The sequence below is a fragment of the Bradyrhizobium paxllaeri genome, from assembly GCF_001693515.2.
GTDB lineage: Bacteria > Pseudomonadota > Alphaproteobacteria > Rhizobiales > Xanthobacteraceae > Bradyrhizobium > Bradyrhizobium paxllaeri.
In genome coordinates this window covers 4,533,611-4,549,093 of the sequence record NZ_CP042968.1, presented here as the reverse complement: position 1 = coordinate 4,549,093, position 15,483 = coordinate 4,533,611, and the positions used below count along the sequence as shown (strand labels likewise).

Annotated in this window: 14 protein-coding genes; 7 read left to right on the top strand and 7 right to left on the bottom strand. The window is 63.5% G+C overall.

What is annotated here, in order from left to right:
* Positions 1-32: 32 nt before the first annotated feature.
* Together LMTR21_RS21730 and xth are read right to left on the bottom strand one after the other, a co-directional pair.
* Positions 33-533 carry a GNAT family N-acetyltransferase gene (locus tag LMTR21_RS21730; RefSeq protein WP_347339116.1) on the bottom strand — a complete coding sequence of 167 codons (501 nt, stop codon included), beginning with the start codon at positions 531-533 and terminating at the stop codon, positions 33-35.
* Positions 530-1,321 (bottom strand): exodeoxyribonuclease III, encoded by a 792-nt coding sequence (gene xth / locus LMTR21_RS21725; RefSeq protein ID WP_065756465.1) that lies wholly within the window; start codon positions 1,319-1,321, stop codon positions 530-532. Before xth ends, LMTR21_RS21730 begins: the two co-directional genes overlap by 4 nt.
* A gap of 163 nt (positions 1,322-1,484) precedes the next feature.
* On the opposite strand from xth, the gene LMTR21_RS21720 reads away from it, so the two are divergent.
* From LMTR21_RS21720 to LMTR21_RS21705, 4 genes are all read left to right on the top strand, one after another.
* The gene (locus LMTR21_RS21720) at positions 1,485-2,615 is read left to right on the top strand and encodes an efflux RND transporter periplasmic adaptor subunit (protein WP_065756466.1); all 1,131 of its coding nucleotides are present in this window, start codon (positions 1,485-1,487) and stop codon (positions 2,613-2,615) included.
* A 3-nt stretch (positions 2,616-2,618) separates the two neighbouring features.
* On the top strand, positions 2,619-5,744 hold the full coding sequence (locus LMTR21_RS21715; protein ID WP_065756467.1) for an efflux RND transporter permease subunit: 3,126 nt from the start codon (positions 2,619-2,621) through the stop codon (positions 5,742-5,744).
* A gap of 71 nt (positions 5,745-5,815) precedes the next feature.
* Positions 5,816-6,604 carry an amidohydrolase family protein gene (locus tag LMTR21_RS21710; protein WP_141688647.1) on the top strand — a complete coding sequence of 263 codons (789 nt, stop codon included), beginning with the start codon at positions 5,816-5,818 and terminating at the stop codon, positions 6,602-6,604.
* A 146-nt stretch (positions 6,605-6,750) separates the two neighbouring features.
* On the top strand, positions 6,751-7,305 hold the full coding sequence (locus LMTR21_RS21705) for a hypothetical protein (protein ID WP_246173948.1): 555 nt from the start codon (positions 6,751-6,753) through the stop codon (positions 7,303-7,305).
* A 166-nt stretch (positions 7,306-7,471) separates the two neighbouring features.
* Here the strand turns inward: LMTR21_RS21705 and LMTR21_RS21700 are convergent, their stop codons facing one another.
* From LMTR21_RS21700 to LMTR21_RS21690, 3 genes are all read right to left on the bottom strand, one after another.
* The gene (locus tag LMTR21_RS21700) at positions 7,472-7,687 is read right to left on the bottom strand and encodes a hypothetical protein (protein ID WP_065756469.1); all 216 of its coding nucleotides are present in this window, start codon (positions 7,685-7,687) and stop codon (positions 7,472-7,474) included.
* A gap of 181 nt (positions 7,688-7,868) precedes the next feature.
* Positions 7,869-8,843, bottom strand: a complete 975-nt coding sequence (locus LMTR21_RS21695) for a tripartite tricarboxylate transporter substrate-binding protein (protein WP_430642458.1) — start codon at positions 8,841-8,843, stop codon at positions 7,869-7,871.
* Between the two features lie 83 nt (positions 8,844-8,926).
* Positions 8,927-10,000: a tartrate dehydrogenase gene (locus LMTR21_RS21690; protein WP_065756474.1), complete on the bottom strand. Its 1,074-nt coding sequence runs from the start codon at positions 9,998-10,000 to the stop codon at positions 8,927-8,929.
* Between the two features lie 122 nt (positions 10,001-10,122).
* Here LMTR21_RS21690 and LMTR21_RS21685 point away from each other — a divergent pair, with 122 nt between their 5' ends.
* A complete protein-coding gene (locus LMTR21_RS21685; RefSeq protein ID WP_065756471.1) occupies positions 10,123-11,028 on the top strand; it encodes a LysR family transcriptional regulator in 906 nt (301 codons plus the stop codon).
* Between the two features lie 475 nt (positions 11,029-11,503).
* On the opposite strand, the gene LMTR21_RS21680 is transcribed toward LMTR21_RS21685, so the two are convergent.
* Positions 11,504-12,664 (bottom strand): IS110 family RNA-guided transposase, encoded by a 1,161-nt coding sequence (locus LMTR21_RS21680; protein ID WP_148635994.1) that lies wholly within the window; start codon positions 12,662-12,664, stop codon positions 11,504-11,506.
* Positions 12,665-13,101: 437 nt separating this feature from the next.
* On the opposite strand from LMTR21_RS21680, the gene LMTR21_RS21675 reads away from it, so the two are divergent.
* Positions 13,102-13,737: a response regulator transcription factor gene (locus LMTR21_RS21675; protein WP_065756504.1), complete on the top strand. Its 636-nt coding sequence runs from the start codon at positions 13,102-13,104 to the stop codon at positions 13,735-13,737.
* 111 nt (positions 13,738-13,848) lie between these two features.
* On the opposite strand, the gene erpA is transcribed toward LMTR21_RS21675, so the two are convergent.
* Positions 13,849-14,178: an iron-sulfur cluster insertion protein ErpA gene (gene erpA, locus LMTR21_RS21670; protein ID WP_065756491.1), complete on the bottom strand. Its 330-nt coding sequence runs from the start codon at positions 14,176-14,178 to the stop codon at positions 13,849-13,851.
* Between the two features lie 104 nt (positions 14,179-14,282).
* Between erpA and LMTR21_RS21665 the strand changes: the two genes are divergently transcribed.
* Complete coding sequence (locus tag LMTR21_RS21665; RefSeq protein WP_065756492.1) at positions 14,283-15,479, top strand: deoxyguanosinetriphosphate triphosphohydrolase; 1,197 nt, start codon at positions 14,283-14,285, stop codon at positions 15,477-15,479.
* Positions 15,480-15,483: the final 4 nt, after the last annotated feature.

The window sequence follows — 15,483 nt, the reverse complement described above, 5'->3', positions numbered from 1 at the left end:
GTGGGCACGGCGCGAGGGCGCCTTTGCCCACCCTACGATTCCGCAACAATCTCCTTCGACATCGGATAGCCGCCAGCCGTGCCGAACTTTCCGGTCGGGGCGCCGTCGTCGATGTACCCCGCCGACTGATAGAAGCGATGCGCGGTCTCGGTGCTGGTCAGCATGCAGCGGCGATTGCCTCGCCCGGCGGCTCTGGCTTCGAGTGCCCTCAGCAACGCACGGCTGACGCCGCGAAACCGCGCATTGGGTGCGACATAGTTCAGCCTGATCTCGCCGCCGTCGGTTACGGCCCCGACAGCTAGGACGGCATCGCCCTCGACCGCAAGAAGGAGCGAGTTTCCCTTCTGCCTTGTCCATCCCGCCACGATTTCCGGCGTCTTGTTGGCCAGCCACGCATTCAGGATCACCGGATCATTGCCGTGGTCGGCAACGCATAATTGCGAAATCGATTCCCTGAGGACGTGGCAGGCGGCAGCGGCATCTTCGGGCGCGGCATCCCGAATCTCCAGCTTCGCTGCGCCTGACCCACTCAAGCCGTCTCCAGATCGAAATCCGCCCACACCGGCACGTGGTCGGACGGCTTCTCCCAGGCGCGCACATAGCTGTCGATCCCGACATTGGTCAGCCGGTCGCTTGCCTGCGGCGACAGCAGGAGGTGATCGATTCGCAGGCCCCAGTTCTTCTGCCATGCGCCCGCCTGATAGTCCCAGAAAGTGTAGAGGCCGGGCTCGTCGGTCACCGCGCGCAGCGCATCCGTGAGACCAAGGCCGAGCAGGGACTGGAAGGCCTCGCGGGTTTGCGGGCGGAACAGCGCGTCGTTGCCCCAAGCGGCGGGATTATAGACGTCGGCTGCCGCGGGAATGACGTTAAAGTCGCCTGCGAGCACCAGCGGTTCTTCCGCCTTAAGCCGCTCCTTCGAATACTCAAGAAGCCGCGACATCCATTTGAGTTTATAGGGATATTTATCGGTGTCCGGCGGGTTGCCGTTGGGCAGATAAAGGCAGGCGATCCGCATGACCCCCGTCTTGAGCGTCACCACGCCTTCGAGAAATCTGGCGTGGGCGTCGTCGTCATCGCCGGCCAGGCCGGATTTGGTCTCGTCGAACGGCAGTTTCGACAGTAGCGCGACACCGTTGAAGGTCTTCTGGCCGTGGGTGACGACGTTGTAGCCGAGCGCCTCGATCTCAAGCCGCGGGAACGCATCGTCCACGCATTTGATTTCCTGAAGGCAGACGATGTCGGGCGAGCATTCCCTGAGCCAGGTCAGAAGGTGCTCGAGCCGCTGGCGGATCGAATTAACGTTCCAGGTTGCAACGCGCATAAAATGGCTCGGGATTGTAACTACACATTGTTCCGGCAGTGGCATACCATGTGCAGCGAGGCTGTGATAACCGTTTAGAAATAAGGCGCGAAGATCGCCGTCAAGGGGCTAGGAGAAGACCTTCCCGTCCTTTCTTTTGAGGACGGGCGGGCGTGAAAAAAATATGAAAAAGCGTTCCGTAATCCTTCTTGTCGGCGCTATCGCCATTGCCACGGCAGCCGGCTTTATCACGCGCTCCTCGTGGATGGGCGGCAGCAGCAACGCCCAGGGCCCGCAGCGTCCGCGCATGGTCTCCGTCGAGCTCGCCAAGGCCGAGCGCAAATCGATGCCGGTCGATGTCGACGCCATCGGGATGGTGACGCCGATCTCCAGCGTGGCGCTGAAGTCGCGGCTGGAGACCACCATCCTCGCGGTTCATTTCGAGGACGGCGCCAAGGTTAACGAGGGCGATCTGCTATTCACGTTGGACAGCCGCCAGATCGACGCGCAGATCGAACAGGCCGAGGGCGTGCTCGCCAAGGACCAGGCGCAGCTCGAGGGCGCGCAGCGCGACCTCCGCCGCTTCAACGACCTCGTCGGCAAGGGGGCCACCACGCAGGTCAATGTCGACAATGCCAGGACCCAGTCCGACATCCTGACCGGCACCATCAAGGCCGACCAGGCGGCGCTCGACAATCTGAAGGTCCAGAAGAGCTACACAACGATCCGCGCGCCGTTCTCGGGGCGCATCGGCGTCGCCAATGTGAAGGTCGGCAATTTCGTCCGTCCGGCCGACACCACCCCGCTGGCGGTCATCAACCAGATGGCGCCGGTCTACGTGACCTTCTCGGTTCCGCAGCGCGTGCTGGTCGATTTGCGCGATGCGATGGCCAAGGGCGGCTCCGGCGTCACCGCCACCATCCCGGGCCGTCAGCATTCCGAGAGCGGCAAGGTCGCGATGGTCGAGAACACGGTCGATCAGACCACCGGCATGGTCACCGTGCGCGGCGTCATGGCCAACGAGAACGAGGCGTTGTGGCCGGGCACGCTGGTTGCGACCAAACTAATCATCCGATCCGAAGATTCGGTCGTGGTGCCGACGGTCGCCGTGCAGCGCAGTCAGAGCGGCAATTTCGTGTTCGTGGTCATGGACGGCGCGGCCAAGGTGCAGCCGGTCAAGGTCGACCGCACCGCGCAGGGCATGTCGGTGATCTCGGAAGGGCTCGAGGGCGGCGAGGACGTGGTGGTCGATGGGCAATTGCTGCTGTCGGACGGAACGCGGGTCGAGCCGCGGGCCAAGAAGGCCGGGGCCTGACCGATGACCCTCTCCGAACTCTGCATCCGCCGGCCGGTCATGACGACGCTGATCACGGCGTCGATCATCGCGTTCGGCATCTTCGGTTTCCGCCTGCTGCCGGTCTCGGCGCTGCCGCGGGTGGATTTCCCGACGATTGCGGTGACCGCGACATTGCCGGGTGCGAGCGCGGATACCATGGCAGCGTCGGTTGCCGGCGTCATTGAGCGCCAGCTCTCGACGATTGCCGGCATCTCCTCGATGTCCTCGAACTCCTCGCAGGGCACCAGCGTCATCACCATCCAGTTCGACCTCAACCGCAACATCGACGCGGCAGCGCTCGACGTGCAGACCGCGCTGACGATCGCGCAACGGCGCCTGCCGATCGAGATGAAAATTCCGCCGAGCTTCCGCAAGGTGAACCCGGCCGAGTTTCCGGTGCTGTTCGTAGTGCTCGGCTCGTCCACGCTGCCGCTGTCTACCGTCAACGAATATGCCGAGATCACCCTCGGCCAGACCATTTCACAAATTCCTGGTGTCGCCCAGGTCAGCGTCTACGGCGCGCAGAGGTTCGCCATTCGCGTCCAGGCCGATCCGGAAGCCGCCGCGGCGCGCGGGCTGTCGCTGGACGACATCCGTAATGCGGTGTCGGCCGCCAACTCGTCGACCCCGGTGGGAACGTTGAACGGGCCGAAGCAGGACGTGGCGCTGCAGGCCTCGGGCCAGATGGACAAGGCGATGGACTATCGCCAGATCGTGGTGGCCTGGCGCAATGGCTCCCCGGTCAAGCTCGACGAGGTGGCGCGGATCTACGACAGCGTCGAGAACGACAAGATCGCCAGCTGGCTGAACGGCGATCGCTCCATCGTGCTCGGTATCCAGAAGCAGCCCGACGCCAACACGGTGGCGGTGGTCGATTCGATCCTGGCGAAACTGCCGACGCTGCGGGCGCAGATCCCGCCATCGGTGTCGATCAACGTCCTGATGGACCGCTCGGTATCCATTCGCCAGGCGGTGGCCGACGTCGAGGAAACGCTGCTGATCGCGGTTGGACTCGTCATCCTCGTGATCTTCCTGTTCCTGCGCTCGGCGTCCGCAACCTTCATCCCGGCGCTGGCGGTTCCGATCTCCCTGATCGGCACCTGCGCCGTGATGTACGCGCTCGATTATTCCATCAACAACATGACGCTCTTGGCGCTGACGCTCTCGGTCGGCTTCGTGGTCGACGACGCCATCGTCATGCTGGAGAACATCGTCCGCCACATCGAGCACGGCATGCGGCCGTTCGAGGCCGCGCTGAAGGGCGCGCGCGAGATCGGATTCACCATCATCTCGATCACCTTCTCGCTGATCGCCGTGTTCATCCCGGTGCTCTTGATGGGCGGCATCGTCGGCCGCGTGTTCCGCGAATTCGCCGTCACGGTGTCGGTCGCGATCATCGTGTCCGGCTTCGTCTCGCTGACGCTGACGCCGATGCTGTGCGCGCGTGTGCTGCGAGCCCACGACGCGACCAAGCGCCCGAACATCGTGCTTCGTGCCTTCGAGGCGATGTTCGATTCCTGGCTGCGCGCCTATGAATGGACCCTCGATTGGGTGCTGGCCCGGAAATTCCTGATGCTGATGGTGACCTTCGCCACGCTGTTCGGCACCGTCTATCTCTACATGATCGTGCCGAAGGGTTTCTTTCCGCAGGAGGATACCGGCTTCCTGATCGGCGTCACCGAAGCCGCTACCGACACCTCTTTCGCGGCAATGACGGAGCGTCAGCAGGCGCTGGTCGAGGTGCTGAAATCCGATCCCGCGATCGAGTACATCAACTCCACCGTGGGCGCCGGCGGGCCGAACACGACGGCGAATTACGGCCGCCTGTTCGTGGCGCTGAAGCCGAAGAAGGAGCGCGATCACCTCAACGCGATCATCGCCCGGCTGCGCGCCAACGCGCGGAAGATTCCCGGCATCCAGGCCTTCTTCCAGCCGATCCAGAACCTCAACATCGGCGGCCGGATTTCCAAGAGTCAGTATCAATACGTGATGCAGAGCGGCGACACCGACTCGCTGTACCGCCTGGCGCCCGAGATGCGCGACAAGATCGAGAAGCTGCCGGGCCTGTTCGACGTCACCACCGACCTCTACATTAAGAACCCGCAAATGACGGTCGATATCGACCGCGAGAAGGCGGCCGTCTACGGCGTCACCGTCGATCAGGTGCGCAACCAGCTCTACAACGCCTACGGCTCGCGCCAGGTCGGCACCATCTACATGCCGTCGAACGACTACCAGATCATTCTGGAAGTGCAGCCGCAGTTCAAAGTCGACCCGTCGGATCTCTCCAAGCTCTACATGAAGACGCAGAACGGCCAGACCATTCCGTTGTCGGCGGTGGCGAAACTGGTTCCGAGCGTCGGTCCGTTGCAGATCAACCATCAGGCCCAGCAGCCGGCGGTGACGATCTCCTTCAACCTCGCGCCCGGCTATTCGCTGGGCTATGCGGTCGACAAGATCACCGAGCTCGAGCAGGCCTCGAACCTGCCGGCGACGATTGCGACCGGATTCTCCGGCACCGCGCAGGTGTTCCAGGATTCGCTGCGCGGGCAGGGCGTCCTGATCCTCGCCGCGGTGTTCGCCGCCTTCGTCATCCTCGGCATTCTCTACGAGAGCTTCATCCACCCGATCACGATCATCTCGGGCCTGCCGTCGGCCGGCATCGGCGCGATCCTGACGTTGATGCTGTTCGGGATGGAGATGTCGGTCATCGCCATGATCGGCATCGTGATGCTGGTCGGCATCGTCAAGAAGAACGCGATCATGATGGTGGACTTTGCGCTGGAGCGCCGCCGCGTCGGCCTGAGCGCCGAGCACGCGATCCGCGAGGCGGCGCTGCTGCGCTTCCGCCCGATCATGATGACGACGTTTGCCGCGATCTTCGGTACGCTGCCGATTGCGCTCGGTGCGGGCGCCGGCGCCGAGCTGCGCCAGCCGCTCGGCATCGCGGTGGTCGGCGGCCTCTGCCTGTCGCAACTGCTGACGCTGTACATCACGCCCGTGATCTACATCTATCTCGACCGCGTCGACCGCCGCCTGCGGCGCAAGCTCGAACCGCAACTGGAAGAACCGGGCGAGGAGCGGCCGCACGTGGTCGCCGCCGAATGAGCGCCATCGGGCAACTGGCTCGATCCGCATTGCGATGCGCTGCCATCCTGGTGCTCGCATGGACGGCGGGTATGGCAGGGCAGGCGCGGGCGGACGAACCAATCGAGATCTTCGACGCGCACCTGCACTACAATTGGGAGCCAAAGCCCCATTTTGGCATCGACGAGGTGCTGGCGCTGTTCAGAAAGCACCGCGTTACCGGCATCCTCGCCACCAGCCGCCCCAACACCGGCACGCATGCCCTGATGGACGCGAAGCCGCAGGGCCTGCAGATCGTCCCCTTCATCCGGCCGTATCGGGTGCGCGCCGATATCCAGACCTGGTTCGGCGATCCCTTCATCTTCGACCTCGTGCAGGACGAATTCAAACGCGGCTATTACCGCGGCATCGGCGAATTCCACATCTCGGGCAAGGCCGCCGATACCGAGTGGGTGAGGAAGACCGTCGATTTCGCGGTCGAGCACGACCTCTATCTGCACGCCCATGCCGACGACGTCGCCGTCGAAATCCTGATGCGCCACAACCCGCGTGCCCGCATCATCTGGGCTCACACCGGCTTTGGTCTCTCGACCGATCGCGTCGCCGAGATGCTGACGAAATATCCGAAGCTGTGGGGTGAACTATCCTACCGCGGCGGCATCACCGACGGCGGCAGTAAGCTGACGGCTGAGTGGCGCGCGCTGTTCGAGCGTTTCCCGGACCGCTTCCTGCTCGGCTCCGACACCTGGATCAACGAGCGTTGGGACAGCTACGGCCAGATCATGGCGGGCTATCGCGCGTGGCTCGCGCAGTTGCCGCCGAAGGTCGCAGCGCAGATTGCGCACGGCAATGCACGCGCACTGTTCGGTGGGGAGCGGTGAGCGGCATCGCGGAAAATGGCGGAGCGTGAGACGTTCAGGGGAGGCTTCCTGGGCGATTGACGGCATCATGTTACGGTTTCTGAGCACGGGACCGAGCGCTGAACCTTTCTTCCCTCGCTAAGACCTATAGTTGTGTCCGAGCCTGCATGCTGGGCAATCCCGGAAACGTCAGCCGCTGGCGAGGCACGGCAAGCATTCCAGATCAGCAAACGCAGGAGGAGCACATGCGCAAGTCACTCGCCGTTTTCCTTTCCGGCGTGGCTCTGGCCATTGCGGCGTCGCCCGCTTCAGCCGGAGAGCAGGTACTCGAATTCAAACTCGTCACCAAGCCGATCGACTTCAAAATAACAGAGGTTGCAAACATCGAGGGACAGACGGTCGCGTCCGGCAAACTGTTCGGTGTCGCCGTCTTCAAGGATGGCCGTATGGGGGTGAAAGAGTTCGTCAATTCCTCAGACACGCTCAAAGGCACCGGCTCCTTCTTCGGCTACAGCACCTACACGTTCGAGGAGGGCTCGATCACGGCGCGTTACGCCGGCTCGGTCAAAGACGGCCGGTCAAACGGCGAATATACGATCCTCTCGGGCACGGGCGCCTATGCGAACGCTACGGGCACGGGCACCATCGAAAGCGCGCCGAACCCGTTCAAGGGCGTCAACCTCTTGAACATAAAACTGGTCGTCAGAACGCCTGGGACGTAGCAGGCCTTACGCACAGCCGCGCCTCCGCCACTCTGGTGCCGTGAGGCGCGGGCTCTCCTCATGCGCATGAGTTCGCGCTACGCAGCCGCAACGCCGGTGCAGATCGCGCACGGCAATGCACGCGCGCTGTTCGGTGGCGAACGCTGAATTTTTTAGAAGCGCGACTTCAGCCCGGATACCGCGTCTCGGCAATCCCTTGCAGACCGGCTTCCCGATGATGGAAATTTCTCCCGATCCCCTCCCGGTCGAGGCGGCGCAGCCCCATGGCAAGTTGCCTCAGGTCATTGCGATGCGGGCCCACAGGTAGTTTTCGGGCGCGCCGCAGTGCGTCGACGGCATGTTGCTTGAGGGGCGTCATCGCCTCGTCTGACGAATTCTTCATCAGCCTGCCCTCGGTCGGAATGAAAATGGTGAGGCTCGATGATATTGGCAGCCAAAACCGCGCGTCTGTCCGGAAGTGAACCTACCGAAAAGTTTTTTTGGCGAATGCATTTGGCAGTGTGGTTGCCCGATTATCACCGCCACAAGTTTTAAGGCCGCGCGCACTCCAATCAACGGTTTACTCAATCCGCGAATTGTCCCGCCGCCTTGATGATCGGTGCCCACCGATCGACCTCGCTGATCAGTTTTGCCTTCAAGGCCTCGGGCGTCGCTTCGTTCTGCGGCACAGGCTCGGTGTTGATGTCGTTGAACCGCTTTACGAGATCGGGATCGCGCAGCGCATCCTGCAGCGTCTTGGCGAGTTTCTGAACGATGTCGTCGGGCGTGCCCTTCGGCGCATAGATGCCGTGCCAGGCGCCGAGCTCAAAGCCTTTCAGGCCGGACTCATCGGCAGCGAGAAGATCGGGCATCGACGCGAGCCGGGTCTTTGTGGTGATGGCGTAGGCCTTGATCAGCTTCGAGGCGATCGGGCCCGTGGTGTTGGTGGTCTGGTCGCAGGAGAGGTCGATCTGCTTGGCGATCAGATCGTTCATGATGGGGGCATTGCCCTTGTATGGCACGGTCAGGATTTCCTTGCCGATCGCGTTCATGAACAGCAAGCCGCAGAGATGTGAGGCAGCTCCCAAGCCGGCGTTGCCAAACGTCATCTTGTCGCCATTGGCCTTGATATAGGTGACGAGCTCGGCGAGCGTGTTCGGCGGCAGATCGGGACGGCCGATGATCGTCATCGGCGCGTTGGTGACGAGGCCGATCGGCGCGAACGCCGTCTTGGTGTCGTAGGCGAGCTTGCGGTAGAGCGTCGCCGCCGTGGAGATGCCGATGTGGTGGATCAGGATTGTGTAGCCGTCCGGTTCGGCGCGCGAGGCCCGCGTCGCCGCGATGGTGCCGCCGGCGCCTGTGGCGTTCTCGACGACAATCGTCTGTCCGAGCAGTTTCGACATCGACTGCGCGGTCACCCGCGCCACCGTGTCGGTGGCGCCGCCTGCGGCGAAGGGCACCAGCAGGGTGATCGGCCGGCTCGGGTAATTCTGCGCCTGGCTTGCAGAACTGACCATGGCGAACGCAAGCGCGATAGCGGCCGTCTTTCCCATTTGCATCTGCACCTCCCAAAATTCTTGTTTTGATTTGTTGCGCGGGCATTTTTGCCTCGCGCGCAGTTCGCTACGCCGGTGACAGGCCGTCACACGTTGGAGCTATGGATGGCGTCCACAACGGCCTGGGTGACATCCTTTGTCGTCGCGGTGCCGCCGACATCCGGCGTGGTGATGCCGTCGCCCGTGACCTTTTCCACGGCACGCATCAGCCGCGCCGAGGCTTCGGATTCGCCGAGATGGTCGAGCATCTGCGACGCCGTCCAGAAGCTCGCCACCGGATTGGCGATGCCCTTGCCGGTGATGTCGAACGCCGAGCCGTGGATCGGCTCGAACATCGAAGGGAAGCGCCGCTCGGGATCGATGTTCGCGGTCGGCGCCACGCCGAGGCTGCCGGCCAGCGCGCCGGCGAGGTCGGACAGGATGTCGGCGTGGAGGTTGGTGGCGACGATGGTATCGAGGCTCTGCGGTTTCAGCGTCATCCTGACTGTCATTGCATCGACCAGCATCTTGTCCCAGGTGACGTCGGGAAATTCTTTCGAGACTTCGTCGGCGATCTCGTCCCACATCACCATGCCGTGCCGCTGCGCGTTCGACTTGGTGACGACGGTGAGCAGTTTTCGCGGGCGCGACTGTGCCAGCTTGAACGCGTAGCGCATGATGCGCTGGACGCCGACGCGGGTGAACACCGCCACTTCGGTGCCGACTTCCTCCGGCAGCCCGCGATGCACCCGGCCGCCACAGCCGGCATATTCGCCTTCGGAATTTTCGCGCACGATCACCCAGTCGAGGTCGCCGGGACCGGCATGGCGCAGCGGCGAGGTGATGCCGGGCAGGATCCGGGTCGGCCGCACATTGGCGTATTGGTCAAAGCCCTGGCAGATTGGCAGGCGCAGGCCCCACAGCGTGATGTGGTCGGGAACGTCGGGTGCGCCGACCGCACCGAAATAGATCGCGTCGAATTTTTTCAGCGTCGCGAGGCCGTCGGTCGGCATCATCACGCCGTGCTTGCGGTAGTAGTCGGAACCCCAATCGAAGGTCTCGACATTGAACTTCACGTCGCCGAGGCGCTTCTGCAGGCTCTCGAGCGCCTGCACGCCGGCGGCGATCACTTCCGGGCCGATACCATCGGCGGGGATCGCCGCGATCGAATATTCACGCATGTCCATTTCCTGTGGTTTTTCGCGCCTTTGACGACCGAATGCAGCTTGCGGCCGTGGCTGGGGAGAGGCAATTGCCTCGCATTTATACAAAAAATTGATATAATCCGGTCCCGGGAGGACCGATGGACCTGCATCACTTGCGCTGCTTCGTGGCCGCCGCAGAGGAACTGCATTTTGGCCGCGCCGCGCAGCGGCTCGACATGCTGCCGTCGGCGCTCGGCCGCTTCATCCGGCTGCTCGAAGAGGACCTCGGCACGCGGCTGATGACGCGCACGACGCGCAGCGTCGCGCTGACCGACGATGGCGCGGTGCTACTCAGGGAGGCGAGGGCATTGTTGGCGCAGGCCGATACGCTCGCCGAAAAATTCCGCACGCGCGGTCGCAAGCGCGCCGCGATCATCCGCGTTGGCGCGATCGATAGCGCCGCCGCGGGATTGTTGCCGCCGCTCCTGCACGACTTCCGCAAGCGCCGGCCCGACGTCACCGTGCAACTGGTCGAGGACAAGACCGTGCGCCTGCTGCCGCGCCTGTTGTCCGGCCGGCTCGATCTCGCCTTCGTGCGTCCGCCTGATAGACCCGACAAACGGCTGGAGTTTCTCTTCCTGCTGCACGAGACGGCGGTCGTCGCGGTAGCGGAGCGTCATCCGCTTGCGACGCGTAAGCGCCTGAGCATCGCCGATCTCGAAGATGAACCGCTGATCGTACCCGAACGCCGGTCGCGCCCGCACAGCCATGACCTTACCATGAAACTGTTCGCCGAGGCCGGGCACGAGGCGCGCGTCGCGCAAATCGCCGACGAGAAGCAGACCATCGTCAACCTGGTCTCCACAGGCCTTGGCGTTGCCATCGTCCCGCGCTGGACATCGCGCATGGCAACGCGTGGCGTTCGCTTCATCCGCCTTGCCGCCTCCGACATGAACAAGCTGCCGCTCGCGGCCGCCTTCACCCGCGGCACGCGCGATCCCGTGAGGGACGACGTCCTGGAAATGCTGAAAGCCGATCTGCCGCGCTACGCGCGAGAGGCGTAGTCCTGCGCCGAATTGACGATTGGCGTGCGCTGACGTCGCGTAGGGTGGGCAAAGCGAAGCGTGCCCACCATCGAGCAGCTCGATTGATGATGGATGGTGGGCACGTCGCTACCGCGCCTTTGCCCACCCTCATATGAGGCGTTTTGAGTCAAGCATCCCGACAGGGCTTGGATGTGATTTTTACGTTCGGTGGAGCGGCGGCGCGCGGAGCCATGCGTAGCGCAGCGTGCCGCCGCGGTCGGTGCGCTCAGGGACTGGCTTCCGGCGATTTATGCAGTTGCTCACTGCATCACCTCATATCCGGTCGGACCGCTGTGATCCGCACCCACATTCCGCATGCATGCGGCGAGGAAGCCACGAGGATGAGACCCATCTACGAAACAGCCTGTTTGCTGGCCCAAGGGTGGCACGGTCACCATCCATCCCGCGCTGACCGCGGCAGATGCCGCGACGCTGACGCGTTCGTTGAAAGTGTTTAGATCTTTACGGCCTTGAGCACCGCGCCTTCCGGCACGAGACCGGTCGTGAGGTAGCGCCACAGCGCCACCATCAGCTTGCGCGCCAGGGCGACGATGGCGACGCGCTTGATGCGCTTGCCGGCATCGAGCGTGCGTTTGCGGTACTCCAAGGTCAGCTTGCTGTCCGGCTGATGCCGCAGCCACAGCCAGGCCAGTTCGATCGCGGCACAGCGGGCGCGCGGGTTGCCCGCCTTGCTGATGCCCTGGTCGCGGTCGATGCCGCCGCTCCGCCACGGACTGGGCGTCAGCCCGAAATAACTCCCGACCTCGCGGCGATTGCGGAAGTCCTTGTAGAACACCTCGCTGGTCAGCGTCGTCGCGAACGCCGGGCCGAGACATTTGAGCCGGCGCAGCAGTTCGCTGCGCCGGGTCATCTCGGCTTCCGCAGGCATTGGCTCCGCTGCGGCCGCCTCCTGCGCGAGCGCATCGAGCCGATCGCGCACCAGCATCAGCCGCGCGTGCTCGGACCTGATCTCGCTCAGCATCCGCGGCGGCACCGCCTGGCCTTGCCAATCCCGCTGCGTTGCCAGCCAGCTCAGCCAGTCGCGCCGCCGCGGGTTCCCGACCGCCATGCCCCGCAGCCGCAGCAGTGCCTTGATCCGGTTGGTGTGAGCGGTTTGCTCCTTGATCAGCCGGTCGCGTTCGCGGCTGCCGCGGCGGGCGTCCTCCTGTTCGGCGGCAGGCACCCGGACGATCCGCACCACCCGCGGCTCGCCGCGCAGATACGCCATCAGCGTGCGCAGCATCCGCTCGCCATCGATCCGGTCGGTCTTCACCCGCCGCGCCCGCTGGTCCACCGCAATGCTGGCGGGATCAAACACGTAGTTCGTGATGCCGGCCGCCAGCAGCAGCCGGTGCAGCCAGAACCCGTCGTAGCCCGCCTCGTAGCAGCTCGCCACCGCCGGAACGCCTCCCAGCGTTCGAGCCGCCCGCTCCCGAACCCGACCCACCAACGCCAACAGCTCGGCATGATCGCCACCCTCCAGCTTGTGGTGCGATATCTTGTCCTTGTCCGGGCTGTGCAGCGCGACCCGCCAGCTCCGCTGGCTCAGTTCGATTGCAACGAAAATTGTGCCAATATGGCCGGCGGTGGGCGTGGCTACGGTGGATGCTTGCATCTGACTCTCCGAGGGGTTCGAGTGTGGAAACCCAAACCTTATCGGAAAGGCCACGCTCACCGCCTCATGGAATCTACGAACTTCGCTTTCACGCGGTCGTCGGCACCACATCATTTGCTAGAGACCGAGGAGCGGCGAGCGCACATGCTTCGGAAGGCGCGGCGGTCACGTAATCTCCATAAGCAAACTTAATGGCTCGAGAACGTGCCTGATGCAGTTCCGCAACCCCGACCCGCACTTGCGAGGCACTTGCAATCAAAAGGGCACACCTCGGCTTTCGGTGCGGCAAGCTGCGTTGAATTTAATTTGCCCTTCCAATCCCAAATCGATAGTTGCCCTCCAAGAGCGACGCGACTGGCGATGGCCGGGCGAGAAGGCGCTGCAACAACAAGCAAGAAAAGCAAGCACAGCGCTACTTTTCGTCCCTGGAGAACATTTTGCCCGGCATCGTCCATGTCGTGGATGACGACGCGTCGTTTCGAACAGCCATCCAGCGTCTGCTGGAAATCGCCGGCTACGGAGTCATCACTTATCCATCGGCTCAGCAATTGCTGGATCAGCGGCCAGACGAAAATGCGAGAGGTTGCATTCTTCTGGATGTCCGACTGCCCGGCTTGAGCGGGCCTGAGTTGCAGGGCCGTTTGACTGAACTCGGCTCGGCCCTGCCGATCATCTTCCTGACGGGTTACCAGGACATCAGTACCACGGTGAAGGCAATCAAGGCGGGGGCAGATAACTTCCTGATCAAGCCTGTAAGTGCGGATGAGCTACTGAGAGCAATTGAAAAGGCGATAGCGCGGCACGACACAGAGCGCGCGCTAAACAGCGAACTGGAAGCGCTACGGGCCCGGCTATCGACCCTGACGCCACGCCAGCGCCAGGTCTTCGAAATGGTCGTGCGGGGCAAGACAAGCAAGCATGCCGCGCGCGAACTTGGGTGCACCGAGCGAACGATCAAGGCTCATCGGCAAGTGATCATGAGAAAAATGAAGGTTCAAAGGTTGCCTCAACTCGTCACGATTGCCGAGCGGCTTGGCGTATCAGGCCCGAGGAACGCGCCCCGAGACGACTAGGCGCCATGCTGGCGGCAGCTGGGGATAGCAGCGGCGGTGTTGTTCGCGGTCGCTCTCTCGGCGTCACTGCAGGCTTCGCGGAGCCAGACGGGATAGGCCGCGGCGTACGCCTCAGACCGAAAAACTGGTCCCGCAGCCGCACGAGGCCGTGGCATTCGGATTGACCACGCGGAACGAGGCGCCGATCAGATCGTCGACGAAGTCGACTTCGGAGCCTGCGAGGAACGGCACCGAGGCCGGATCGACCAGCACCACCGCGTCCTCGCGTGCGATCACCAGGTCGTCCTCGGCCTTCGCATGGTCGACGTCGAACTTGTACTGGAAGCCGGAGCAGCCGCCGCCCTCGACGGAGATGCGCAGCATGGCGCCGTCGCCTTCGCCCTTGAGGATTTCGCCGATGCGGCGGGCAGCCCGCTCGCTGACGGTGATAGCAGTGGTCATGACATGGTCTCCAGCGGCGTCATACCCAATTCATTTGGTATGGCGCCTCAGACATAGTTAAGTGCGTAATCTCGCGGAATCAAATGGATAAGGACTAAAAAATCGTGTCGGTCGGAATGGCTGCCCCCCGCGCGCCTTATGGCTGCGACCCCGATTCCAGCCGCGGGCGGCTGTTCGCGGCGCCGCCGAGCCGGACCCGGAGCCCGTTCCGGCGCGATTGCGACCGGGTGATCCATTCCACCGCGTTCCGCCGGCTGAAGCACAAGACACAAGTTTTCGTGTTTCATGAGGGCGATCATTACCGCACCCGGCTGACCCATTCGCTGGAAGTGGCGCAGATCGCCCGTGCGCTGGCCCGCCAGCTCGGTCTTGACGAAGATCTCACCGAAACACTGGCGCTGGCCCATGACCTCGGCCATCCCCCCTTCGGCCACGCCGGCGAGCGGGCGCTCGACAAATGCCTCGCGGCGCATGGTGGCTTCGACCACAACGCGCAGGCGCTGCGGGTCGTAACTTCGCTGGAGCACCGTTATCCCGAGTTCGACGGGCTGAACCTGACCTGGGAATCGCTGGAAGGCATCGTCAAGCACAACGGTCCGCTCACGGCGCGGGACGGCGCGGCGGCCGAAGGCGGGATTCCCATCGGCATTGCCGAGTTCAACCGGAAATTCGATCTTGAGCTGTGGAGCTACGCCTCGCTGGAAGCGCAGGTCGCAGCCTTCGCCGACGACATTGCCTACGACGCGCACGACATCGATGACGGCCTGCGCGCGGGCCTGTTTGCTGTCGACGACCTCAAGGTGATGCCTCTCACCGAAACCATCATCGCGGAGATCGACCGGCACTATCCCAATCTCGACGACGCCAGGCGCGGCGCGGAACTGGTGCGTGAGCTGATTTCCTACATGATCGGGGCTGTGATGTCGGAGGCAGGCAGGCGCCTTGCGGCGGCGAAACCGCAATCGGCCCATGACGTCCGCCATTACCATCAGCCGCTGGTCGCCTTTCCGCCCGATGTCGCGGAGGAGGAGGCTGCCATCAAGGCGTTCCTGAAGCTGCATATGTACAGGCATCGCCGGGTGATGCGGGTGATGGGTGAGGCCGAAGGCATCCTGTTCGATCTGTTCGCGCGCTACCAGAGTTCGCCCGGCGACCTGCCGGCCGAATGGGTTGAGGGCACCGAGCGCGAAACAGAGGGTGAGAGGGCCCGGCGGATCGGCAATTTCATCGCCGGAATGACCGATCGTTTTGCCTTAATCGAGCACCAAAGGCTTTTTGACTCGACCCCGGATTTGCGTTAGGCGG

Excerpts from the sequence above, each read along its gene's own strand:
- erpA (WP_065756491.1), bottom strand. The coding sequence starts at position 14,178 with ATGACCACTGCTATCACCGTCAGCGAGCGGGCTGCCCGCCGCATCGGC.
- LMTR21_RS21695 (WP_430642458.1), bottom strand. The coding sequence starts at position 8,843 with ATGCAAATGGGAAAGACGGCCGCTATCGCGCTTGCGTTCGCCATGGTC.
- LMTR21_RS21700 (WP_065756469.1), bottom strand. The coding sequence starts at position 7,687 with ATGAAGAATTCGTCAGACGAGGCGATGACGCCCCTCAAGCAACATGCC.
- xth (WP_065756465.1), bottom strand. The coding sequence starts at position 1,321 with ATGCGCGTTGCAACCTGGAACGTTAATTCGATCCGCCAGCGGCTCGAG.
- LMTR21_RS21710 (WP_141688647.1), top strand. The coding sequence starts at position 5,816 with ATGGCAGGGCAGGCGCGGGCGGACGAACCAATCGAGATCTTCGACGCG.
- LMTR21_RS21720 (WP_065756466.1), top strand. The coding sequence starts at position 1,485 with ATGAAAAAGCGTTCCGTAATCCTTCTTGTCGGCGCTATCGCCATTGCC.
- LMTR21_RS21685 (WP_065756471.1), top strand. The coding sequence starts at position 10,123 with ATGGACCTGCATCACTTGCGCTGCTTCGTGGCCGCCGCAGAGGAACTG.
- LMTR21_RS21690 (WP_065756474.1), bottom strand. The coding sequence starts at position 10,000 with ATGCGTGAATATTCGATCGCGGCGATCCCCGCCGATGGTATCGGCCCG.
- LMTR21_RS21705 (WP_246173948.1), top strand. The coding sequence starts at position 6,751 with ATGCTGGGCAATCCCGGAAACGTCAGCCGCTGGCGAGGCACGGCAAGC.
- LMTR21_RS21715 (WP_065756467.1), top strand. The coding sequence starts at position 2,619 with ATGACCCTCTCCGAACTCTGCATCCGCCGGCCGGTCATGACGACGCTG.
- LMTR21_RS21680 (WP_148635994.1), bottom strand. The coding sequence starts at position 12,664 with ATGCAAGCATCCACCGTAGCCACGCCCACCGCCGGCCATATTGGCACA.